Source organism: Jannaschia sp. W003 (genome assembly GCF_025144335.1).
In the GTDB taxonomy this organism is placed as follows: Bacteria; Pseudomonadota; Alphaproteobacteria; order Rhodobacterales; family Rhodobacteraceae; genus Jannaschia.
The window spans coordinates 3,184,966-3,206,378 of record NZ_CP083539.1 but is presented as its reverse complement, the minus strand read 5'-3'; the positions used below and the strand labels follow the sequence as shown (position 1 = coordinate 3,206,378).

Below are 21,413 nucleotides of genomic sequence, written 5' to 3'. Positions count from 1 at the left end.
TACACCCCCCGTGCAGACATTCGGAGGACATCGCATGAGCGTGGGCATCGTGGTGGCGGGCGGCTCGGGCCGCATGGGGCGGATGCTGTGCGAGGTGGTCGCCGGCAGTGATGGGGCGCATCTGGCCGGCGTCACCGAGCGCGCGGGCCACCCCTGGGCGGGGCGCGACCTCGGCGAGGCGCTGGGCGGCGCGGCCACCGGCGTGCCGGTCACGGACGACCCCATCGAGGTGGTGCGCCACGCCCAAGCGGTGATCGACTTCACGGCGCCGGCGGCCACCGTGGCCATGTCGGAGCTGTGCGCGCAGGCCCGCGCCGTGCACGTCGTCGGCACGACCGGATTGTCCGAGGACGACATCGCGGCCCTGGAGCGCGCCGCCCGCCACGCGCCCGTGGTGCGGGCCGGGAACATGAGCCTCGGGGTGAACCTGCTGACGCAGGTGGTGCGGCAGGTCGCGGCCGCGCTGGGCGAGGACTACGACGTGGAGATCGTCGAGACCCACCACCGCCACAAGGTCGACGCGCCCTCGGGGACCGCGCTGATGCTGGGCGAGGCCGCAGCTGGGGGGCGCGGCGTGGCGCTCGCCGACGTGGCCGACCGGGGCCGCGACGGCATGACCGGCGCGCGGCGGCGCGGCGCGATCGGCTTCCACGCGATCCGGGGCGGCGACGTGGTGGGCGACCACGAGGTGATCTTCGCCGCCGACGGCGAGCGCATCGTGCTGGGCCACAAGGCGTCGGACCGGTCCGTGTTCGCGCGGGGCGCGCTGCGGGCCGCGCTCTGGGGGCAGGGGCAGAAGCCGGGGAGCTACGACATGCTGGACGTTCTGGGGCTGCGGTAACGCCTTCGGGACACACGCCCCGGCCCCGCGCCGGGGCCTCCGGGTGGCCAGCGGGTGCCGCCGAGCCGGAGGGGAGCGCCGGCGGAGGGCGGAGGCCTCGGCGCGAGGCCGGGGCGAAGCAACCTAGTGCAGCGCCGCCTCCATGAGAGGCTCCACCAGATCGGGACGCGAGAGCGGGGCCATGTGGCCGCCCTCGGGCAGGGTCTCGAAGCGCCAGCCGGGGGAGGCATTGCGCAACAGGGCCACGATCCCGGCGATGGGCCGGACCGTGTCGGCGGCGGCGATCACCGTGGTGGCGCGGGGCAGGCGGGCGGCCCAAGCGTCCACGGTGCCGGCCTCGTCCATCACGGCGGCCCATTCGTGGCGGTTCGGGCGGAGCGCATGGAGGAAGCGCGCGCGGCGCGCCTCGGGCATCGCGGCCCACGTGCCCGCGCCGTTCCAGTAGTCGGCGAAGCGCGCCCCGGCCGCCTCCCACGCCGCGTCGTCCGCCGCCCCGCACAGCAGGTCGCGCAGGCGCTCCACCTCGGCGAAGGCCTCCGCGCGCCCATGGAGGCGGAGGAGCCAGAAGGGGTTCGGCTCCAGCAGGACGAGGCGGCGCACCCGGTCCGGGTGCTCGGCCGCGACCCTCATGGCGACGCTGGCGCCGAAGGAGTGGCCCACGAGCGAGACCGGCCCGCCCCCGCGCAGGAGCGGCGCGACGAGCGCCGCCTGATCCGCCAGCGTCTGGGGCCGGCCCTCCGGCCAGGGCGGCGTGGCGCCGTAGCCGTGGAGGTTCGGGGCGAGGAGGTGGAAGCGTTCAGCGAGACGCTCCATCGTCCCGCGCCACTGCCGTGCGCCCGCGCCGCTGGAGTGGACGAGGACGACGCGGGGGCCGGCGCCGGCCTCGATCACGTCGGCCATCGGGGCGTCGCGCATGGGGCGTCTCCCGCGGGGTTGGGCCTGCCCGAGCATACCACGGGCGGACCGTCTCCGGGCGGGGCGACGTTCACCGGCTGGTTCCTCGGAGGCCGAGGGGGTGCGGTCGGCCTATGAATGGGGGCTCCGCCCCCGGCGCTCCGCGCCTCCCCCGAGGTATTTGTGAAACGAAGACGGGGGAGGCTGCCGGGGGGGGCGTTCCGCGGCGGCCGCCCCGGCTGCCGGGAATCGGAGGTTCGGCAGGCTCCCTAGAAGTCGATCGCCAGCCCCTTCAGCTCCCAGTCGCCGTAGCGCACCGGCTCGGGGCCGTCGCGGCCGCCCAGCTCGGGGGGCAGAGCGAGCGTCTCGGCGCGGCGGGCCTCGGCCTCTTCGAGGGCGCGGCGGGCGGGCTCGGGGAGGGCGGCGCGGCGGGCGGCCTCGGCGGCCGGGTCCAGCGGCGCGGGCGCGGGCGCCGCGCGGTCGCGCGACGAGGTGGGGCAGGCGGGGCCGTCGTCGCCGTCGCGCAGGGGCAGGTCCGAGGGATCGACGGTCATGCGCTGGGCCATGGGGCTCTCCTTGCCGCGGGGATGCCTTCGATATACGCGCGCCGGGATGGCGAACAAGGATCAGGGCGGGGCGAAGGCCCCCATGGGGGGTGGCGGAAGCCTCGCGCCGCGGCGCGAGGCGCTGCGCCTCCTGGCGCGGGTGACGCGCGAGGGGCGGATGCTCTCGGACGCGGCCGGCGAGGGCGACGGCGCCGTGCAGGCGCGCGCGCTGCGGCTGGCCGGGCTGGCGCTGCGGCACATGGGGCGGGCCGACGCCCTGATCGCCGGCGCCATGGAGCGGCGCCCGGCGGTGCGGGTGCAGGACATCCTGCGGCTGGCGCTCTCGGAGATGTTCGAGGACGGCGCGGCCCCCCACGGAGTGGTCAACGACGCGGTGACGCTGGCGCGCATGTCGCAGAAGACCGCCCGCCAGGCGGGGCTGGTGAACGCGGTGCTGCGCGGGGCCGGGCGCGATGCGTGGGACGCGACGCCCGCCCCGCGCCTGCCCCAGTGGCTGCGCGCGCCGGTGGGCAAGGCCTGGGGGCAGGAGCGGCTGCGCACCATCGAGGCGGCGCATCTGGCGGGCGCTCCCCTGGACATCACCGCGAAGGACCCCGAGGCGTGGGAAGGGCCGCTGGCCGCGGTGCGCCTGCCCACGGGCAGCCTGCGCCGCGCGGGCGGCCAGGTGACCGCGCTGCCGGGCTACGACGAGGGCGCGTGGTGGGTGCAGGACGCCGCCGCCGCCGTTCCCGCACGCCTGCTGGGCGATGTGGCGGGGCAGCGGGTCGCCGACCTCTGCGCCGCGCCGGGGGGCAAGACGATGCAGCTCGCGGCGGCGGGGGCAAAGGTCACGGCGCTCGATCTCAGCGATGCGCGGCTGGCGCGGGTGCGCCAGAACCTCGCCCGCACGGGGCTGGCGGCGGAGATCGTGGCCGCCGACCTGCTGGACTGGGCGCCGGACGCGCCGTTCGACGCGGCGCTGCTGGACGCCCCCTGTTCCGCCACGGGCACGATCCGGCGCCACCCCGACCTCGTGCACCTGGGCGCGAGCCGCGACCTCGAGGCGCTGACGAAGCTGCAGTACCGGATGCTCGATGCCGCCCTCGCCCTGGTGCGGCCCGGCGGCGCGCTGGTGTTCTGCACCTGCTCGCTGCTGCCCGTGGAGGGCGAGCATCAGGTGCGCGCGGCCCTGAAGCGCCATCCGGGGCTGGTGGCCGAGCCGCTGGACCCTGCCGACTGGGGCCTGCCCGACGAGGCGCGCTCGGAGTGGGGCCTGCGGCTCCTGCCCGACCTCTGGCCCGAGCGGGGCGGCATGGACGGGTTCTTCATGGCCCGCCTGCGCCTGCCGGCCTGAGGCTACTCCGCGACCACGCGGATCAGCGCGGGGTCGATCGCGTCCACGCCGGCGATCCAGGCGACCACGGTGCCGTCGAGCAGGAGGGTCAGGCCGCCGTTCTCGGGGCGGGTGCCGAGCGTGCCGCCTTCCTCGCCCGCGATCAGCTCGATGCGGTCGCCCTCGGGGTCGAAGTCCATGAGGCGGGGCAGGGGGGCGCCGGGCTCGGGCGCGAGCGCGCCGAGGCCCGGGCCGGCGAAGATCGCGAGGTCCGCGCCCGCGCCGCCCCAGCCCTCGTCGCCCGCCCCCATGGCGAGCGTGTCGTCGCCCGCGCCGCCGCGCAGGAGGTCGGCGCCGTCGGCGGGGCCGCCGTCGTGGTGCGTGCCGTCGAGCAGGTCCGCGCCCGCGCCGCCCTCGAGCGTGTCGCTGCCCGCGCCGCCGAACAGCCGGTCCGCGCCGTCACCGCCCAGGAGGAAGTCGTCGCCGTCCTCGCCCGCCAGGAGGTCGTCGCCCCCGTCGCCGTGGAGCGTGTCGGCCCCGCCGCCGCCCATCAGCGCGTCGCCCTCCGCGCCGCCGCGGAGGCGGTCCGCGCCGTGGCCGCCGTCGAGGTGGTCGCACCCGGCGCCGCCGGCGAGCGCGTCGTCGCCCTCGTTGCCCATGATGAGGTCACCCGCCCCGGAGCCGCCGAGCGTGTCGTCGCCCGCGGTGCCGAGCAGCGGGTCGGAGCGCAGGCCGAGGTCGCCGAGCAGCGAGCCGCCGCGACCGTCGGTGAGGTGATCGCCCGGCACCACGTCGACCCCGTCGGGCCCCGGGTCCCCGCTCTCCTCGTCCTCCTCGGGCGGCGGCGCGGCGGCGGACGGGGGGGCGGCTTCGGTGGCGGCGCCGCGCAGCACCAGCGCGGCGTCGTCGACGGGCGGGCGCGGCGGGGTGCCGGAGGGATCGGGGGCGTCGTCGTCGGGGGTGGCCGTGTCGAGCAGGTCGCCGCCGCCCCGGTCGCCGCCGTCCGGTTCGGGCGGGGCGTCCTCGGGGTCATCGGCGGGGGGGACGTCGAGCAGCATCAGCCCGCCCAGAAGGGCGCCGAGCAGCGCGGTGATCGTGAACATGGGGCGGGCCTCCGGATGCGCGCCGGCCCCCGGCGGGCCGGCCGCCGCATCCCCCCGGGCGGCGCTGCCCGGAGCTAGCACGGGCGCCCCCCGCCGGGCGAGCGCGGCATGGCCTCGGGGTTAACGGCGCGGGAGGGGGCTTTCGCCCCGCGCGGGGCTCGTGTACGGGGCGGCCTTCCACTGGCGCGTGCTGGACGACATCCCGGCCGCCGCCGCATCAAGCCATGGAGGCCCCGATGTCGATCACCGTCGAAGAGAAGCAGAAGCTCATCAAGGAATTCGGGACGAAGGAGGGCGACACCGGCTCTCCGGAAGTGCAGGTCGCGATCCTGACCAGCCGGATCAACACGCTGACCGAGCACTTCAAGTCCCACAAGAAGGACAACCACTCGCGCCGTGGTCTCCTGATGATGGTGGCCCAGCGCCGCAAGCTGCTGGACTACACCCGCGGCAAGGACGAGGCCCGCTACCGCTCGCTGATCGAGCGCCTCGGCATCCGCCGCTGAAGGCCGGCCCCCGCGGGGGCACGCCCGACGCCCTCCGGCGCCCCCGCTCGCGGGGGCGTCCTGCGTTTGGGGGGGGCACGCGACGCCGCGTCCGTGTTGACCCGTGCGCGCCTTCGCGGCGATCCTCGGGGGCGTCACAGGGAGAGGACGTGCCATGATCCCGACGCTCCGCGTGCTCGTGCACATGGGCAGCCTGCGGCGGCTCGCGCCGTTCTGGGCGCTCGCCGTCGTGCTGGCCGTGCTGTTTCCGTCGCCGTGGCTGCTCGCCGCCGCGCTCTACGGGGCGGTGCTGCAGTTCTTCGTGGAGTACGCGATGCACCGGTTCCTGCTGCACCGTGCGCCGCCCCGCGAGCAGGGGGCGTTCACGGCGCTGTGGCGCTCCCACATCGGCCACCACGAGTTTCCCGCCGACCCGGAGTTCTTCACCGGCGACGACCACTGGTACCCGGTGCGCTTCGGGCTCCTCTCGGTGTTGCTGCACGTCCTCGTGCTGTGGCCGCTCGTCGGCCTCGGGCCGGCGGCGCTCCTGTCGTGGGTGGCGCTGTTCGGCGGCTCGGCCACGGCCTTCGCGTTCTACGAGTACTGCCACACGCTGGCGCACCTGCGGGTGCCCAAGGGGTGGTTCGGGCAGAAGGTCACGCGCAGCCACCTCACCCACCACTTCCAGGACCACCGCGCCACGTTCCACGTCAGCTTCGGCATGGGCTGGATCGACCGGCTGATGGGCACGCCCCACGATGCGGCGGCGGCGCGGGCCCGCTTCGACCCGCGCACGATGCTGTCGCTGGGCATGGACCCCGAGGACCTGCGGCTGGTGACGGCGCGCAAGGCCCACGGCATCGACACGCCGCCGCGGGCGCGGGGGACTAGCGGACCCAGCCCTCGGTCCGCATGAGCGCCTGCCCCTCCTCGCCCACGAGGAAGTCGAGGAACGCGCGGGCCTCGGGGTCCGCGTCGGGCGAGACGGCCACGTTCACGTCGCGCCAGATCGTGCGCTCGGGCGCGAGCTCGACCATGTCCAGGTCGTCCTTGGTGATCGGCCAGTTGGGCCAGGTGATCCACGCATCCGCATCCCGCTCCGCGAACTGCGCGTAGCTCGCGCCCGAGCCGAGCGCGTAGGCGACGATGTTGCCTCGGAAGCGCGCCACGTCCTCCAGCCGCCCGAGCCGCCCGGCCACGTCCTCCCACACGCCCGTGCCCGAGGTGTTGTAGACGCCAGCGCCCTCGGTGACGACGATGCGGACGTCCTCGGCGAGCAGGTCGTCGAAGCCCTCGATCCCGCGTGGGTTGCCCGCGGCTACGGCGATCACCGCGGGGCGCAGGAAGATCGGCTCGACGCTCGCGGGGTCGAACGCGGTGTAGGTCAGGAGGAACGCGGTCATGGACTGCTCGGAGGTGCCCCACAGGATGTCCGCGCCGCGCTGCGCGTCGGCGGTCCAGTCGCTCTCGGGGCCGGCGACGACCTCGACCTCGGTGCCGGTGCGTTCTTCCCAGACGTCGGCCACCTTCTGGAACGCGGTGTGCGGCCCGCCCGCGCCGTAGAGCCGCACGACTCCGTCGGCGGGGGCGTGCGCGATGGCGGGGTCGTGGAAGGCGGTGTCGCCGCGCCGGTCGGCGGCGGTGTCGGCGAGGGCGGCGGCGGGGGCGAGCACGGCGAGGGCGGCCGCGGCGAGGCGGAGCGCGGGGCGGGACATGGCGATTCTCCGATGGGTCGGCTTCCAACGCGGAGCGGCGAGGATCGTTGCCCCGCGCACCCACGCCGCGGCTTCCCTTCCGCCGCCGATGCCCCTACATGCGCACCATCTGAGACGTGACGCAGCGGACCCCGGCGTCGTGCAGAGGACACAGGGGCCGGCGGCAATGGGGCCGCCACGCATTCGGGAGACCCGCAGGGGCGGGTGCGCTCCCAGACAGGAAAACGCATGTTCGACATCGTGAAGAAAGATATGGAGTGGGGGCACGACACCCTCACCCTCGAGACCGGCAAGATCGCCCGCCAGGCCGACGGCTGCGTGATCGCGACCTACGGCGAGACCTCCGTCATGGCCGCCGTGACCTACGCCAAGGCGCCGAAGCCGGGCCAGGACTTCTTCCCCCTGACGGTTCACTACAACGAGAAGTACTACGCCGCCGGCAAGGTCCCGGGCGGGTTCTTCAAGCGCGAGGCGCGGCCCACCGAGAAGGAGACGCTCACCAGCCGTCTCATCGACCGGCCCCTGCGCCCGCTGTTCGTGCCGGGCTTCAAGAACGAAGTCCTCGTGATCTGCACCGTGCTCAGCCACGACCTCGAGAACGACCCCGACATCGTTGCCATGATCGCCGCCTCGGCCGCGCTCACCATTTCGGGCGCGCCCTTCCGCGGCCCGATCGCCGGCGCCCGCGTGGGCTTCGTGGACGGCGAGTACGTGCTGAACCCGGCCGTCGATGACATGCAGGGGCTCCGCATGGACCCCGAGCAGCGCCTCGATCTGGTCGTCGCCGGCACCAAGGACGCCGTGATGATGGTGGAATCGGAGGCCTACGAGCTGTCCGAGGCCGAGATGCTGGGCGCCGTGAAGTTCGGCCACGAGCAGATGCAGCCCGTGATCGACCTGATCGTCGCGCTGGCCGAGGACGCTGCCAAGGAGCCGTTCGACTTCCAGGCGCCCGACTACTCGGATCTGTTCGAGGCCGTGAAGGCCGCCGGCGAGCAGCGCATGCGCGACGCCTACGCCATCACCGACAAGCAGGAGCGCACCTCGGCCGTCTCGGCCGCCAAGGACGCGATCCGCGAGGCGCTGACGGACGAGCAGCGCGAGGACGCAAACCTCGGCTCCGCGCTCAAGAAGCTGGAATCCACCGTCCTGCGCGGCGACGTGGTGCGCAACGGCAAGCGCATCGACGGGCGCGCCCTCGACACCGTGCGCGCCATCGACGCCGAGGTCGGGCTGCTGCCGCGCACCCACGGCTCGGCGCTGTTCACGCGCGGCGAGACGCAAGGACTCGTGGTGACCACGCTGGGCACGGGCGACGACGAGCAGATCATCGACGCGCTGCACGGCAACTTCCGCTCGAACTTCCTGCTGCACTACAACTTCCCCCCCTACTCGGTGGGCGAGGTGGGCCGCTTCGGGCCTCCGGGCCGCCGCGAGATCGGCCACGGCAAGCTTGCCTGGCGCGCGCTGCAGGCGGTGCTGCCGGCGCCGACCGACTTCCCCTACACGATCCGCCTCGTCTCGGAGATCACCGAGTCGAACGGCTCCAGCTCCATGGCCACCGTCTGCGGCGCCTCGCTGTCGATGATGGACGCGGGCGTGCCGCTGAAGGCCCCCGTGGCCGGCGTGGCGATGGGCCTCGTGCTCGAGGACGACGGCGCCTACGCGGTGCTGACCGACATCCTGGGCGACGAGGACCACCTCGGCGACATGGACTTCAAGGTCGCCGGCTCCGAGGCGGGCATCACCTCGCTCCAGATGGACATCAAGGTCGCGGGCATCACGCCCGAGATCATGGAGACCGCCCTCGAGCAGGCCAAGCGGGGCCGGATGCACATCCTCGAGGAGATGGGCAAGGCGCTGACCGAAGGGCGCCGCGAGTTCTCGGAGCACGCGCCGCGCATCGAGACCATGCAGATCCCCACCGACAAGATCCGCGAAGTGATCGGCTCGGGCGGCAAGGTCATCCGCGAGATCGTCGAGGTCTCGGGCGCCAAGGTGGACATCAACGACGACGGCGTGATCAAGATCGCGTCCGCCAACGGCGAGGCCATCAAGAAGGCCTACGAGATGATCCACTCGATCGTGGCCGAGCCCGAGGAGGGCAAGGTCTACCGCGGCAAGGTCGTGAAGATCGTCGACTTCGGCGCCTTCGTGAACTTCTTCGGCAAGCGCGACGGGCTGGTGCACGTCTCCCAGATCGAGAACCGCCGCCTGAACCACCCCTCGGACGTCCTCAAGGAGGGCCAGGAGGTCTGGGTCAAGCTCCTGGGCTTCGACGACCGCGGCAAGGTCCGGCTGGCCATGAAGATGGTCAACCAGGAGACCGGCGAGGAAGAGGCCAAGGCCGACGCCGAGTGATAGGCGGGCAAGCGCGACAGAGGGCCCCGGCATCGCCGGGGCCCTTTGCGTTTCACGGGTCCGCGTTCTAGGCCGGGGCGAAACCCGGAGGCCCCCATGCACCTGACCGTCTACCTCGCCGGCGAGATCCACTCGGGCTGGCGCGCCGAGATCGAGCGGGCCTGCGAGGGGCTGCCCGTGCGCTTCACCATGCCGGTCACCGACCACGCCGCCTCGGACGACTGCGGCGTCGCCATCCTCGGCGAGGAGGAGCGGCAGGTCTGGCACGACCGGCTGGGCGCCGGGATCAACGGCATCCGCACGCGCAAGGCCATCGCCGAGGCCGACGTGGTGGTGGTGCGCTTCGGCGAGAAGTACCGCCAGTGGAACGCCGCCTTCGACGCGGGGCAGGCGGCGGCGCTGGGCAAGTCGCTCGTCGTGCAGCACCCGCCCGAGCACGGGCACGCGCTCAAGGAGGTCTGCGCGGCGGCGGCCGCCGTGTGCGAGACGCCCGCGCAGGTGGCAGCGGTGCTGCGCTACGTCCTGACGGGCGCGCTGCCGGACTGACCGCCGATCGGGGCCGTTAACCGACCGTCAACGCCTCGCGGCGCAAGGTTCGCGGATGATCGAACGTCTGGAAATCGCGGTCCTCGCGCTGTCGCTGCTGTCCGTCCTCGTGATCCTCGGCTGGGGCGTCGCGGCAACGACATGAGGGGCGCGGCTCAGCCCGCGCGCGGGGGCACGTCCCATCCGCGCGCCACGGCCGGGCGGGCGCGGAAGCGGTGGAGGTAGGGGGCGAGGTTCGCGAACCCGTCCCAGCCCGCGATCTCGCGCGCGCCGTACATCTCCAGCCCGTCCAGCCACGGCGCGATCGCCATGTCCGCCACCGAGTAGTCGCCGGCGATCCACGCCCGCCCCTCCAGCGCGCCGTCGAGCACCCCCAGGAGCCGCCGCACCTCGTCCGCCGCGTGCCGGCGGGGCCGCGGGTCCGCGACCGCGCGGCCCGCGCCGCGGACCAGCCAGCCCAGCCGCCCCGTGGCCGGTCCGAGGCCCCCCATCTGCCACATCAGCCAGGCGGTGACGTGCGCCCGCTCCGCGGCGTCGCGGCCGAGGAACCGGCCCGCCTTCTCGCCGAGGTAGAGCAGGATCGCGCCGCTCTCGAACAGCGCCACGGGCCGTCCGTCCGGGCCCGTGGGGTCGAGGATCGCGGGGATCCGCCCGTTGGGGTTCAGCGACGTGAAGGCCTCCGACTTCACGTCCGCCGGGTCCAGCGTGACGCGGTGGGCGTCGTAGGGGAGGCCCGTCTCCTCGAGCATGATCGCCACCTTGCGCCCGTTCGGCGTGGGGAAGCCGTAGAGCTGGACCGCGTCCGCGCGCCGGGGCGGCCAGCGGCGGGTGATCGGAAAGGCTGAGAGGTCGGTCATCGGAAGCTCCCGAAGGGTGTCGCATGGGGGACGCAGCGCGCGGCGCGCGGCGCGCGGGGGGGGCAGACATCGGCGCGCGTTCGGGGGATGGGCCGTGCGCGCAGGGCCCCCGCGGGGCCGGACAACCCAACGAGGACTTCCATGATCCAGGAATTCAAGGACTTCATCGCCAAGGGCAACGTGATCGACCTCGCCGTCGGCATCATCATCGGCGCGGCGTTCACGGCCATCGTCAACTCGCTGGTCTCGGACCTCATCAATCCGGTGATCGCGCTGTTCACCGGCGGCATCGACTTCTCGGGCTGGTTCTACGTCCTCGGGGATGGCCAGTACGCCTCGCTGGAGGCGGCCAAGGAGTCGGGCGAGCCGGTCTTCGCGGTGGGCAAGTTCGTGATGGCGGTGATCAACTTCTTCATCGTCGCCATGGTGGTGTTCATGCTGGTGAAGGCCGTGAACCGCATCAAGGCCGCCGCGGAGCGCCCCGACGAGGTGGCGCCCGAGGTGAAGACCGGGCCAAGCCAGCTCGACGTGCTGATCGACATCCGCGACGCGCTGAAGGGCGAGAAGACGCCCTGAGGGGGGCACGCCCCGGACCTGATCCGGGGCCTCGGGGTGCCGCTGGCGCTTCGGTGGCGGAGCGGGGCGCCAGCGGAGGGCGGAGGCCCCGGCACGAGACCGGGGCGTCGCCGTCCGCCCTCAGGCGGCCAGGCCGAGCACCTGCTCGACGGGCGTCGAGTCCATCCCCAGCGCCTCGCCCACGGCGGCGTAGGTCAGCTTGCCGGCGTGGACGTTGAGGCCGCGGCGCAGGTGCGGGTCGGCGGCGCAGGCCTCCTTCCAGCCCAGATCGGCAAGGCGCAGCATGAAGGGCAGCGTCGCGTTGCCGAGGGCCAGGGTCGAGGTGCGGGCCACGGCGCCCGGCATGTTCGCCACGCAGTAGTGCATGATGCCGTCCACCTCGTAGATCGGGTCCTGGTGCGTGGTCGCCCGCGAGGTCTCGAAGCAGCCGCCTTGGTCGATCGCCACGTCTACGATGGCCGCGCCCGGCTTCATGTGGGCGAGCTGCGCGCGGGTCACCAGCTTGGGTGCCGCGGCACCGGGGATCAGCACGGCGCCGATCACCATGTCGGCGGCGACGACCATCTCGGCGGTGTTGCCGGCCGAGGCGTAGCGGGTCTTGAAGACGCCGCCGAAGGCGTCGTCGAGGTAGCGCAGCCGGTCGATCGAGCGGTCGAGCACGGTGACGTCGGCGCCCATGCCGGCCGCGATGCGCGCCGCATGGGTGCCGACCACGCCGCCGCCGATCACCACGACGCTGGCCGGGCCGACGCCGGGCACGCCGCCCATCAGGACGCCGCGCCCGCCGTTGGCCTTCTGCAGCGTCCACGCGCCCATCTGCGGGGCGAGGCGCCCGGCTACCTCGGACATGGGCGCCAGCAGCGGCAGGCCGCCGCGCGGGTCGGTCACGGTCTCGTAGGCGATGCAGGTGGCGCCGGAGGCCAGGAGGTCCTTCGTCTGCTCGGGGTCGGGGGCGAGGTGGAGGTAGGTGAACAGCACCTGGCCCTCGCGCAGCATGGCGCGCTCGGGGGCCTGGGGCTCCTTGACCTTCACGATCATGTCGGCGCGGGCGAAGACCTCCTGGGCCGTGTCCACGATCTCGCAGCCCATCTGGCGGTACTGCTCGTCCGAAAAGCCCGAGCCGGTGCCGGCGTTGGTCTCGATGACGACCTGGTGGTCGTGGGCGATCAGCTCCAGCGCGGCGGACGGCGTGAGGCCGACGCGGAACTCCTGGGGCTTGATCTCCTTGGGGCAGCCGACAAGCATGGTGGTTCTCCCTGAACAGGCGTGTCTGCACGCAGTCTAGCGCGGGCGCGGCGGCGATGCTTCGCGCAACCCGGCTTGCATCGATGCCCCAGCGCCTGCATCGTGCACGAAACGGCGTTTCGGCGGGAGGATCGTGCGTGGAGCGGGAGTACGACGACACGGACGCGCGCCTCCTGCGAATCGTGCAGGCCGACGCGCGCCTCTCGGCGGCCGAGCTGTCGGAGCGGGTGCACCTGTCGCCCTCGGCGTGCCACCGCAGGCTCCAACGGCTGGAGCGGGCGGGCGTGATCCGCGCGCAGGTGGCCCTGCTCGACCGCCGCGCGGTGGGGCGGCCCGTGGTGGTCTTCGTGGAGATCAGCCTCGCCTCACAGGCCGACGACGTGCTCGACGCCTTCGAGGCCGCCGCCGCGCGCATCCCGGACGTGCTGGAATGCCACCTGATGACGGGCGCCTACGACTACCTGCTGAAGGTGGTGGCGCGCGACTCGGAGGACTTCGCGCGCATCCACCGCAAGCACCTCGCCGGGCTACCGGGGGTGGCCAAGCTGCAGTCGAGCTTCGCGCTCAAGACGGTGTCGGAGACGACCGCGCTGCCCGTCTGAGCGTCAGCTCAGAAGCGCCGCCGCGCCCAGCACCACCGCGCCCGCCGCCACCGCCTGCAGGACATCCTTGCGCCAGGCCGCCACCCCGAGGGTCGCCGCCGCCGCCAGGAGGCGCCACGGATCCACCGCGCCGCCCGTGGAGGCGGGCCAGAGCACCAGCGGCGCCACCAGCCCGGGGATCACCGCGACGCCGGTGTAGCGCAGATGGCGCAGGAGCCACGGGGGCAGGGGGCGGTCGCCGATGAGGCCGAGGAAGCTCCACCGCACGAGGTAGGTCGCCGCCCCGAGGGCCACGATCACGAACCAGACCACCGCGTCGCTCACGACCGCCGCTCCACTTCGGCGCCGGTGGCCATGGCAAGCGCGGCGGCGGCCAGCAGCCCGAGGTTCCAGGGCAGCCACGCCAGCCCCAGCGCCGCCACAACCGACACGAAGGCTGCTGCCACGTGGGCGCGGGTGCGCAGCATCGGGCCGACCAGGGCCAGAAAGGCGAGCGGCATGGCGAAGTCGAGCGGCCAGCTCTCGGGGACGCGCGCGCCCAGTTCGGCGCCGAGCAGCGTGCCGCCGGTCCAGGCCGGGAAGACGGGCAGGGCGGTGCCCGCGAAGTAGCGCATCTTGTCGGGCACGCTCCAGGGCGTCTCCTCGAAGCGCGCGGCCGACAGGGCGTAGGTCTGGTCCACCAGGAGGTAGGAGGCTGCGGCCCGCTGCCAGCGCGGCGCCGAGCCGAGGTGCGGGACGAGGGCTGCCGAGTACATCATCATCCGCAGGTTCACCGCGAGCGCGGACAAGAGCACCACCGCCACGGGCGCGCCCGCGTCCATGAGGCCGAGCGCGGTGAACTGCGCGGCGCCCGCGATCACCACCGCCGAGAAGGCCAGCGTCTGGTCGAGCCGCAGCCCCGCCTCGGTGGCGAGCACGCCGAAGAGCGCGCCGAACGGGGCCATGATGACGATGAAGGGCAGGCCGTCGAGGACGCCGCGGCGGAACGCTTGGGTCATGGAGGCGCGGTAGGGGCGCGCAGGGGCGGTGTCCAGCGGCGGTGCGGCGTTGCAGGGGAGGGGGCGGTGATTCCGGGGCGCTGCCCCGGGCCCCGAGGTATTTGGAGCCAGAGGAAGGAGGGCGGAGCGCACCACGCCCCAGCCCTGCGCCGGGGCCTCGGGGTACGATCCGCGATGCGGGTGGAATGGTGCGGGACCGGGACGGAAGTGTACCCATGCTTCGCCGCTCGCGCGCGCGGCCCGATGGCATCCCCACCGTCCCTCGGAGACCCCGGCGCAAGGCCGGGGCGTGACCCGACCCTACGGCGCCACCCCGTCCCCGCCCTTGCAACTCCCCGCCTGCGCCAGCACCTTCCGCGCCGGAGGACACGCCCTTGGCCACCCAGCTCGCCCCCTCGCTCCTCGTCGCCCCCGACCCGGGCGCCCCGGGCCTCACCGCCCCCGTCGAGGCGCGCGACGAGACCGGCGCGCCCGTGCCCTTGCGCGTGGTCGAGGAGCGGCCCCTGACGATCTACCTCAACGCCCGCGAGATCGTGACGGCGATGACCGTGGGAGACCACCCCGAGTGGCTGGCGCTGGGCTTCCTCGCCAACCAGAGGATGCTGCGCCCCGAGGACGCGGTGACGGGCGTGGACTTCGACGCCGAATTGGGCGTGGTCGTGGTCCGCACGGCCCGCGAGACCGACCACGAGGCCAAGCTCGCCCGCGCCACCCGCACCTCGGGCTGCGCCGTGGGCACCGTGTTCGGCGACATGATGGAGGGCATGGCCGGCCTGCGCCTGCCGCCCCTCGAGGTGCGGACCTCGGACCTCATGGCGCTGAGCCAGGCCATCAACCGCACGCCCTCGCTCTACCTCGAGGCAGGCGCGATCCACGGGACATGCCTCTGCCGCGGCGCCGAGCCGCTGGCCTACTTCGAGGACGTGGGCCGCCACAACGCGGTGGACAAGCTGGCCGGTTGGATGCGTGTCACGGGGACCGTGCCGGACGACAAGGTGATGTACACCACCGGGCGGCTGACCTCGGAGATGGTGATCAAGTGCGCCGCGATGGGCATCCCCGCGCTGGTCTCGCGCTCGGGCTTCACCGCCTGGGGGGTGCGCGTGGCGCAGGAGGTCGGGCTGACGGTGATCGGACGCTTGAAGGGCCGACGTTTCCTCTGCGTCGCGGGCGAGGAGCGGCTGGTGCGGGACCACGCGCCGTGACGCCCGCGGTGATCCTCGCGGGCGGCCTCGCGCGGCGCATGGGCGGCGGCGACAAGGGGCGGCTGGTGGTGCGGGGCCGGCCCCTCGTGGCCCACGTGGTCGCGCGGCTGGAGGGGCAGGCGGCGCCCCTCGCGCTGAACGCCAACGGCGACCCCAAGCGCTGGGCCGACCTCGGGCTGCCGGTGCTGTCCGACACCGTTCCCGGCCACCCCGGCCCGTTGGCGGGGGTTCTGGCGGGCATGGAGTGGGCGGCGTCGCTCGGCGCCGACGCGGTGATCTCGGCAGCCGCCGACACGCCGTTCCTGCCGCTCGATCTGGCCGGGAAGCTCCACGCCGCCGCCGGCCCCTCGGGCCTGGCCCTCGCCTCGGCGGGGGGGCGCCCGCAGCCGACCTTCGGCCTCTGGCCCGTGGCGCTGCGGGGCGACCTGCGCGCGGCGCTGGAGGGGGGCACCCGCAAGGTGCTCCACTGGACCGACCGCCACGGCGCGGGCTACGCCGAGTTCCCCGAGGCGGCGTTCTTTAACGTGAACACCCCCGAGGATCTCGCGGAGGCGGACCGGTGATCCTCTGGGGCATCGTCGGGCGCAAGGACGCCGGCAAGACCACGCTGACCGAGCGGTTGGTGGCGGAACTCACGCGCCGCGGCCTCGCCGTCTCGACGCTCAAGCGCACCCATCACGCGCTCGACCTGGAGGTGCCCGGCACCGACAGCCACCGCCACCGGGTCGCGGGCGCGCGGCAGGTGCTGCTGGCGTCCGATGCGCGCATCGCGCTGATGGAGGAGGCGCGCGAGCAGACGCTCCAGCAGCTCCTCGCCCGGCTCGATCCCTGCGACGTGGTGCTGGCCGAGGGCTGGAAGCGCGGCGACCACAAGCGCATCGAGGTCTGGCGCACCGGGTTGGGCGTGCGCCCGCTCGCTGAGGCCGACCCGACGATCCGTGCGGTGGCTTCGGACGGCGAGACCGGGCTGGCGGTGCCGCGCCTCGATCTGGGCGACGTGGGCGCCGTCGCGGACTTCGTGCTGCGGTGAGGTTCGATCTGGTCGTCGCCGCCGACTGGTCGTCCGCCGCGACGCCCAGCCCGGCCCGGCCCAGCGCCGACGCGATCTGGGTCTGCGCCGACCTGCGCGGCGAGCGGGAGGTGCGCTACTTCCGCACCCGCCACGCGGCGCTGGCATGGATCGACGCGCTGCTGGCGCAGGGGCACCGGACGCTCCTCGGCTTCGACTTCGCCTACGGCTTCCCGCGCGGCTTCGCGGAAGTCCTCACGGGGCGGGCCGAGGCCATCGCCGCGTGGGACTGGCTGGCCGAGCGCGTCCGGGACGGCGCGGACAACGGCAACAACCGCTTCGAGGTGGCCGCGCAGGCGAACGCCCGGTTCGGCGGCATCGGCCCGTTCTGGGGGCACCCGCAGGGACGCGACTACCCGGGCCTTCCCGCCCGGAAGTCGGCGCGCGAGGGGCTGACGCTGCCCGAGCACCGCCGCTGCGAGGGCGGGAGCGGCGCGAAGTCGGTGTGGCAGATCGCGTATTCCGGATCGGTCGGGGGGCAGACGCTCGTGGGCCTGCCGGCGCTGGCCCGGCTGCGGCGCACCCATCCCGATCTGGCCGTATGGCCGCAGCAGACGGGGTTCGCGGTGCCGGACGCGCGGATCGTGCTGGCGGAGATCTACCCGTCGCTGTTCGACGACATGCCCCACGACCACCCTATCCGCGACGCGCGGCAGGTGGCCGCCACCGCCGCCGCCCTGCGCGCCATGCCGGACGCGTGGTTCACCGCGCCCGCCGCAGTTCCCGATGCGGCGCGCGTCGCCCGCGAGGAGGGGTGGATCCTGGGCGTCGGGCCGGAGGGCTCGCTCGTGGCCAAGGGCTCGGTCGACCCGGGCGCGAGCGAAGGCGCCGGTCCGCAGGAGGCGCCCGCCGCCCGCGCGCCCAACGACTGCTTCGCGCTCCCCCCCGGCATCCGCTGGACGCCGGTGGACGAGGCGATGGCGACGCTCTCGCGGCTGGAGCCCGTCGCGGGCGAGGAGACCGTTCCCGTGGGCGAGGCGGCGGGGCGCGTCCTCGCGCGGGACGTAGCGGCGCTGCGGAGCAACCCGCCCCGGCCCAACGCCGCCGTGGACGGCTGGGGCTTCGCGCATCCGCCGCCCGAGGGGGCGGTGCCGATCGCCGAGGGGCGCGCGGCGGCGGGGCAGCCCTTCGCGGGCGCCGTGGCCGCGGGCCACGCCCTTCGCATCCTCACCGGCGCGGCGCTGCCCGAGGGGGTGGATACCGTGGTGCTGCAGGAAGACGCGGAGGCCGACGGCGGCGCGCTCCGCCTGCGCCACGAGCCGAAGCGCGGCGCCAACACGCGGCGGGCCGGCGAGGACGTGGAGGCGGGCGATCCGATTCTCCGGGCAGGCGCGCGGTTGCGGCCCACCGACCTCGCGCTGGCAATCGCGGCGGGGCACGGGCGCCTGCCGGTCCGGGCGCGGCTGCGGGTCGCCGTGCTCTCGACGGGCGACGAGATCGTGCCGCCCGGTGCCACGGGGGAGGGTATCTTCGACGCGAACCGGCCCATGCTGCTCGCCATGCTCGCGGGGTGGGGGATGCGGCCCGTGGACCTCGGGCACGTGGGCGACGATGTGGAGGCGCTGGCCGCCGCCTTGAACCGGGGCGCGGAGGCGGACGCGATCCTGACATCGGGCGGCGCCTCCGCGGGCGACGAGGATCACCTGTCGCGCTTGCTGGGCGAGCGGGGCACGGTCTCGCACTGGCGCATCGCGATCAAGCCGGGGCGGCCGCTCGCCTTGGGCCGCTGGCGGGGCACGCCGCTGTTCGGGCTGCCCGGCAACCCGGTCGCCGCCTTCACCTGCGCCGCGCTCCTCGCGCGCCCCGCGCTGCTGCGCATGGCCGGCGCCCCGTGGAGCGAGCCGCGCACCCTCACGGTCCCGGCGGCCTTCGCGAAGCGCAAGAAGGCGGGCCGCCGCGAGGTGCTGCGCGCCCGCCTCGATGCCCGAGGCCACGCCGAGGTGTTCGCCTCGGAAGGCTCGGGCCGCGTATCGGGCCTGAGCTGGGCCGAAGGCTTCGTCGTCCTCCCCGACGAGGCCATGACGGTGGAGCCGGGCGACCCCGTCCACTACCTCCCCTTCACGGAACTGGGCCTCGGGTAGCCCCCTTCCTCTGGCCGCAAATACCTCGGGGAGCGCGAGGGGCTGGCCCCTCGCTTCGGCCGGCGCCGTCAGTCGAGCCCGTTCGCCCGCGCCACGAAGTCCGCCAGATGCGGCACGTAGTCCTCGGCCCCGTCGCCCCCCATGTTCACCGCGCCCGCGTAGCTGTTGCGGATCGCCGCGCCCATCGGGTTGGCGAGGCCCGCCGCCTCGGCCATGGCGGCGAGGTAGGTGGTGTCCTTGAGGGCATTCGTCAGCGTGAACTTGTGGGCGTCGCGCTGCCCGTGGACGGCGGAGGCCATGAAGGTCTCGTAGAAGCCGCAGCCCATGCGGCTGCCGCGCATCACCTCGTCGAAGCGCGCGGGCGCGATGTCGACCTTGCGCGCGAGGGCCAGCGCCTCGGCGTAGATCGCGCCGTAGCCCATGGCGAGGAAGTTCATCAGCAGCTTCATGCGGTGGCCGGTGCCGCATGGGCCGACGTGCTCGACACCCGCGTCGGCCCAGCGGCGCAGGATCGGCTCGACGCGCCGGAAGGTCTCCTCGGACGCCCCCACCATGGCCGAGAGCTTGCCCTCCATCGCCTGCGCGGGCGTGCCGCCGAGGGGCGCGTCGGCCATGGCGCAGCCCGCCGCCTCGAGCCGCGCCGCCAGCGCCACCGTGGAGACGGGGTTGGCGGTGGAGCAGTCGACCACGATCGATCCGGGGGCGAGGTGGGGCAGGAGGGCCTCGACGATAACCTCGACCTGCGGCGAGCCGGGGGCGCAGACGTGGACCACGTCGGAGGCCTTCGCCAGCGCGGCGAGGTCCGCGGCCTCCGCGGCGCCCTCGGCCACCAGCCGCTCGACGGGCGCGCGGTTGCGGTGGGCGACGACCGTGACGGGGTGGCCCGCGCGCAGGAGGCTCAAAGCCATGCCCTCGCCCATCAGTCCCGCGCCGACGAATCCGATCCGTTCCATGCCTGTGCTCCCTCTGGTCCCGTGCGACTGTTCCACGCCCCGCGGGGGCGCGCCATCAGATGCTGCCGGCCTCCACCATGTAGTTGTTGGCGGTACACATGGCGGCATCATCGGAGGCGAGGAACAGCACCATGCGGGCCACGTGGGCGGGCTCGATCAGGTCGGGCAGGCACTGGCGGGCGCGGTGGGCCTCGATGGCCTCGGGCGTGACCCAGAGCGCCTTCTGCCGCTCGGTCATGATCCAGCCCGGCACCACGGTGTTCACGCGGATGCGGTGCTTGCCGAGGTCGCGCGCCATGGTGCGCGTCAGCCCGTGCACGGCCGCCTTGGCGGTGGCGTAGGCGGGAAAGTTGCCCACCGCCTCCCACCACGAGTTGCTTCCCATGTTGATGATCGCGCCGCCGCCGTGGTCGATCATGTCGGGGGCCACGGCCTGGATCGCGAAGAACATGTGGCGCAGGTTGGTGGCCTGCCGCTCGTCCCAGTACGCGGGCGTCACCTCGCGCCAGTCGTGGCGGTCGTCGTGGGCGGCGTTGTTGACCAGGACCTGGGCGGGGCCGTGGACCTCGCGCAGGCGGGCGAGGGCCGCGCGGGTGGCCTCGATGTCGCGCAGGTCGCAGTGCTCGAAACGCACGGAGTCGAAGCGCGCGGCCATGGCCTCGCCGCCCTCGCGGTCGATGTCGAGGAAGCCCACGTGGGCGCCCTGCTCCACGAAGGCCTCGACGATGCGCGCGCCGATGCCGGAGGCGCCGCCGGTCATCACGACGCAGCGGCCGTAAAGCGAGGGGTAGCGGGCGAAGGTGTCGGACATGGAGGCCTCCCGGGGTGGTTCGCCCCGGACCTATGGCGGGGGCGGGGATGCGTCCAGCGCGGGGGGGGCCGCCGCCGATGCCTGCGGCGGCCTTTCCGCGATATCGGTGGGGCGAAGGCGGCTACGCCTTCGGGCGAAGGCGGATCACCACGTCGACCTTGGCGATCTCCATGCCCTCGGGGGCCTCGGGCAGGTTGGGGATGCGCAGGCCTTCGGTGCCCGCATCCGACAGGTGGCCGCCGCCCTCCCAGTAGAAGTGGGCGTGGTCGTCGAGCCGGGTGTCGAAGTGGCTGCCCGAGCCGTCCACCGTGATCTCCTGCACCAGACCGGCTTCGGTAAAGGCGCGCAGGGTGTTGTAGACCGTGGCCAGCGACACCTTCTCGCCCGTCTCGCGGGCGGCGTCGTGCAGCCACTCGGCGGTGACGTGGCGGTCGCGCCCGTCGCCCACGAGGAGCGCGGCGAGGAGCACGCGCTGCCGCGTGGGGCGCAGGTCCGCGCCGGCGAGCCAGGCTTCGCCGCGCATGCGGTGGGTGTCGCAGAGGGGTTGCATCCCCCGAGGATAGGCACCGACCCCCCATGTTTCAAACGGATTCGCCGCCCGGGGCGCCTCACGGCCGGGTTGCGGCGTTGAAACGTGGGGTGATACGAGTGGCCGCAACTGCGCTTTGGAGGCCCGATGAGCCAGCACCCGACCTTCTTCGACCGCGACGACCTCCTGCGGTGCGCCCGCGGCGAGCTGTTCGGGCCGGGCAACGCCCAGCTGCCCGAGCCGCCGATGCTGATGATGGACCGCATCACCGACATCTCCGCCGACGGCGGGCTGCACGGCAAGGGCCACGTGGTGGCCGAGTTCGACATCACGCCCGACCTGTGGTTCTTCGACTGCCACTTCCCCGGCAACCCGATCATGCCCGGCTGCCTCGGGCTGGACGGCCTGTGGCAGCTCACGGGCTTCAACCTCGGCTGGCGCGGCTGGCAGGGGCGGGGCTACGCGCTGGGCGTGGGCGAGGTGAAGCTCACCGGCATGGTGCGCCCCGACCGCAAACGGCTCACCTACTTCGTCGACTTCACCAAGGCCGTGCAGACGCGGCGCCTGACCATGGGCGTGGCCGACGGCCGGGTCGAGGCCGACGGCGAGGAAATCTACGTGGTCAAGGGCATGAAGGTCGCCCTGTCCGAGTCGTGAAGGATAC

24 protein-coding genes are annotated in these 21,413 nt (G+C 74.0%); 13 read left to right on the top strand and 11 right to left on the bottom strand.

The features are described 5' to 3' along the window. The first annotated feature begins 34 nt into the window (after positions 1-34). Entirely contained in the window at positions 35-841 is an 807-nt protein-coding gene (gene dapB, locus K3554_RS15910) for a 4-hydroxy-tetrahydrodipicolinate reductase (protein WP_259942023.1), read from the top strand. Between the two features lie 123 nt (positions 842-964). On the opposite strand, the gene K3554_RS15905 is transcribed toward dapB, so the two are convergent. Both K3554_RS15905 and K3554_RS16875 read right to left on the bottom strand, forming a co-directional pair. Continuing rightward, a complete protein-coding gene (locus tag K3554_RS15905; RefSeq protein WP_259942021.1) occupies positions 965-1,756 on the bottom strand; it encodes an alpha/beta fold hydrolase in 792 nt (263 codons plus the stop codon). A 248-nt stretch (positions 1,757-2,004) separates the two neighbouring features. Next, positions 2,005-2,301 carry a DUF1674 domain-containing protein gene (locus tag K3554_RS16875; protein WP_409197324.1) on the bottom strand — a complete coding sequence of 99 codons (297 nt, stop codon included), beginning with the start codon at positions 2,299-2,301 and terminating at the stop codon, positions 2,005-2,007. A gap of 82 nt (positions 2,302-2,383) precedes the next feature. Here K3554_RS16875 and K3554_RS15895 point away from each other — a divergent pair, with 82 nt between their 5' ends. Further along, positions 2,384-3,634 carry an RsmB/NOP family class I SAM-dependent RNA methyltransferase gene (locus K3554_RS15895; protein ID WP_259945996.1) on the top strand — a complete coding sequence of 417 codons (1,251 nt, stop codon included), beginning with the start codon at positions 2,384-2,386 and terminating at the stop codon, positions 3,632-3,634. 2 nt (positions 3,635-3,636) lie between these two features. Here K3554_RS15895 and K3554_RS15890 read toward each other — a convergent pair whose 3' ends face one another. Continuing rightward, complete coding sequence (locus tag K3554_RS15890; RefSeq protein ID WP_259942020.1) at positions 3,637-4,716, bottom strand: calcium-binding protein; 1,080 nt, start codon at positions 4,714-4,716, stop codon at positions 3,637-3,639. Between the two features lie 236 nt (positions 4,717-4,952). On the opposite strand from K3554_RS15890, the gene rpsO reads away from it, so the two are divergent. Together rpsO and K3554_RS15880 are read left to right on the top strand one after the other, a co-directional pair. Next, complete coding sequence (rpsO, locus tag K3554_RS15885; RefSeq protein ID WP_259942019.1) at positions 4,953-5,222, top strand: 30S ribosomal protein S15; 270 nt, start codon at positions 4,953-4,955, stop codon at positions 5,220-5,222. Positions 5,223-5,376: 154 nt separating this feature from the next. Then, positions 5,377-6,117: a sterol desaturase family protein gene (locus tag K3554_RS15880; protein WP_259942017.1), complete on the top strand. Its 741-nt coding sequence runs from the start codon at positions 5,377-5,379 to the stop codon at positions 6,115-6,117. Here the strand turns inward: K3554_RS15880 and K3554_RS15875 are convergent. Further along, entirely contained in the window at positions 6,089-6,916 is an 828-nt protein-coding gene (locus K3554_RS15875; protein WP_259942015.1) for an extracellular solute-binding protein, read from the bottom strand. The genes K3554_RS15880 and K3554_RS15875 overlap by 29 nt on opposite strands. Before the next feature lie 228 nt (positions 6,917-7,144). Here K3554_RS15875 and pnp point away from each other — a divergent pair, with 228 nt between their 5' ends. Together pnp and K3554_RS15865 are read left to right on the top strand one after the other, a co-directional pair. Then, positions 7,145-9,277 carry a polyribonucleotide nucleotidyltransferase gene (pnp, locus tag K3554_RS15870; RefSeq protein WP_259942013.1) on the top strand — a complete coding sequence of 711 codons (2,133 nt, stop codon included), beginning with the start codon at positions 7,145-7,147 and terminating at the stop codon, positions 9,275-9,277. A gap of 96 nt (positions 9,278-9,373) precedes the next feature. Beyond that, positions 9,374-9,823, top strand: coding sequence for a YtoQ family protein (locus K3554_RS15865; protein ID WP_259942012.1), 450 nt, complete (start codon positions 9,374-9,376; stop codon positions 9,821-9,823). A gap of 155 nt (positions 9,824-9,978) precedes the next feature. Here K3554_RS15865 and K3554_RS15860 read toward each other — a convergent pair whose 3' ends face one another. Continuing rightward, positions 9,979-10,680, bottom strand: a complete 702-nt coding sequence (locus K3554_RS15860) for a glutathione S-transferase family protein (RefSeq protein WP_259942011.1) — start codon at positions 10,678-10,680, stop codon at positions 9,979-9,981. A gap of 141 nt (positions 10,681-10,821) precedes the next feature. Here K3554_RS15860 and mscL point away from each other — a divergent pair, with 141 nt between their 5' ends. Beyond that, positions 10,822-11,256, top strand: a complete 435-nt coding sequence (gene mscL / locus K3554_RS15855; RefSeq protein WP_259942009.1) for a large conductance mechanosensitive channel protein MscL — start codon at positions 10,822-10,824, stop codon at positions 11,254-11,256. 120 nt (positions 11,257-11,376) lie between these two features. Here the strand turns inward: mscL and ald are convergent, their stop codons facing one another. Beyond that, positions 11,377-12,501, bottom strand: coding sequence for an alanine dehydrogenase (ald, locus tag K3554_RS15850; protein ID WP_259942008.1), 1,125 nt, complete (start codon positions 12,499-12,501; stop codon positions 11,377-11,379). A 137-nt stretch (positions 12,502-12,638) separates the two neighbouring features. Here ald and K3554_RS15845 point away from each other — a divergent pair, with 137 nt between their 5' ends. Then, the gene (locus tag K3554_RS15845; protein ID WP_259942007.1) at positions 12,639-13,103 is read left to right on the top strand and encodes an Lrp/AsnC family transcriptional regulator; all 465 of its coding nucleotides are present in this window, start codon (positions 12,639-12,641) and stop codon (positions 13,101-13,103) included. A 3-nt stretch (positions 13,104-13,106) separates the two neighbouring features. Here the strand turns inward: K3554_RS15845 and K3554_RS15840 are convergent, their stop codons facing one another. After that, entirely contained in the window at positions 13,107-13,427 is a 321-nt protein-coding gene (locus K3554_RS15840) for an AzlD domain-containing protein (RefSeq protein WP_259942006.1), read from the bottom strand. Next, positions 13,424-14,101, bottom strand: a complete 678-nt coding sequence (locus K3554_RS15835) for an AzlC family ABC transporter permease (protein WP_259942005.1) — start codon at positions 14,099-14,101, stop codon at positions 13,424-13,426. The genes K3554_RS15840 and K3554_RS15835 overlap by 4 nt, the downstream gene beginning before the upstream one ends. 374 nt (positions 14,102-14,475) lie before the next feature. On the opposite strand from K3554_RS15835, the gene K3554_RS15830 reads away from it, so the two are divergent. The 4 genes from K3554_RS15830 to K3554_RS15815 are packed head-to-tail and all read left to right on the top strand — an operon-like array spanning position 14,476 to position 18,456. Continuing rightward, on the top strand, positions 14,476-15,306 hold the full coding sequence (locus K3554_RS15830) for a formate dehydrogenase accessory sulfurtransferase FdhD (protein WP_259942004.1): 831 nt from the start codon (positions 14,476-14,478) through the stop codon (positions 15,304-15,306). A gap of 38 nt (positions 15,307-15,344) precedes the next feature. Next, positions 15,345-15,869: a molybdenum cofactor guanylyltransferase MobA gene (mobA, locus tag K3554_RS15825; RefSeq protein WP_259945994.1), complete on the top strand. Its 525-nt coding sequence runs from the start codon at positions 15,345-15,347 to the stop codon at positions 15,867-15,869. Further along, positions 15,866-16,336, top strand: a complete 471-nt coding sequence (gene mobB, locus K3554_RS15820) for a molybdopterin-guanine dinucleotide biosynthesis protein B (RefSeq protein WP_259942003.1) — start codon at positions 15,866-15,868, stop codon at positions 16,334-16,336. Before mobA ends, mobB begins: the two co-directional genes overlap by 4 nt. After that, on the top strand, positions 16,333-18,456 hold the full coding sequence (locus tag K3554_RS15815) for a molybdopterin-binding protein (RefSeq protein WP_259942002.1): 2,124 nt from the start codon (positions 16,333-16,335) through the stop codon (positions 18,454-18,456). The genes mobB and K3554_RS15815 overlap by 4 nt, the downstream gene beginning before the upstream one ends. Positions 18,457-18,524: 68 nt before the next feature. On the opposite strand, the gene K3554_RS15810 is transcribed toward K3554_RS15815, so the two are convergent. From K3554_RS15810 to irrA, 3 genes are all read right to left on the bottom strand, one after another. After that, positions 18,525-19,409, bottom strand: coding sequence for an NAD(P)-dependent oxidoreductase (locus K3554_RS15810; RefSeq protein ID WP_259942000.1), 885 nt, complete (start codon positions 19,407-19,409; stop codon positions 18,525-18,527). Between the two features lie 55 nt (positions 19,410-19,464). Beyond that, positions 19,465-20,220 (bottom strand): SDR family NAD(P)-dependent oxidoreductase, encoded by a 756-nt coding sequence (locus K3554_RS15805; protein WP_259941999.1) that lies wholly within the window; start codon positions 20,218-20,220, stop codon positions 19,465-19,467. Between the two features lie 121 nt (positions 20,221-20,341). Further along, on the bottom strand, positions 20,342-20,770 hold the full coding sequence (irrA, locus tag K3554_RS15800; RefSeq protein WP_259941997.1) for an iron response transcriptional regulator IrrA: 429 nt from the start codon (positions 20,768-20,770) through the stop codon (positions 20,342-20,344). A 126-nt stretch (positions 20,771-20,896) separates the two neighbouring features. On the opposite strand from irrA, the gene fabA reads away from it, so the two are divergent. Then, entirely contained in the window at positions 20,897-21,406 is a 510-nt protein-coding gene (fabA, locus tag K3554_RS15795) for a bifunctional 3-hydroxydecanoyl-ACP dehydratase/trans-2-decenoyl-ACP isomerase (RefSeq protein WP_259941996.1), read from the top strand. Positions 21,407-21,413: the final 7 nt, after the last annotated feature.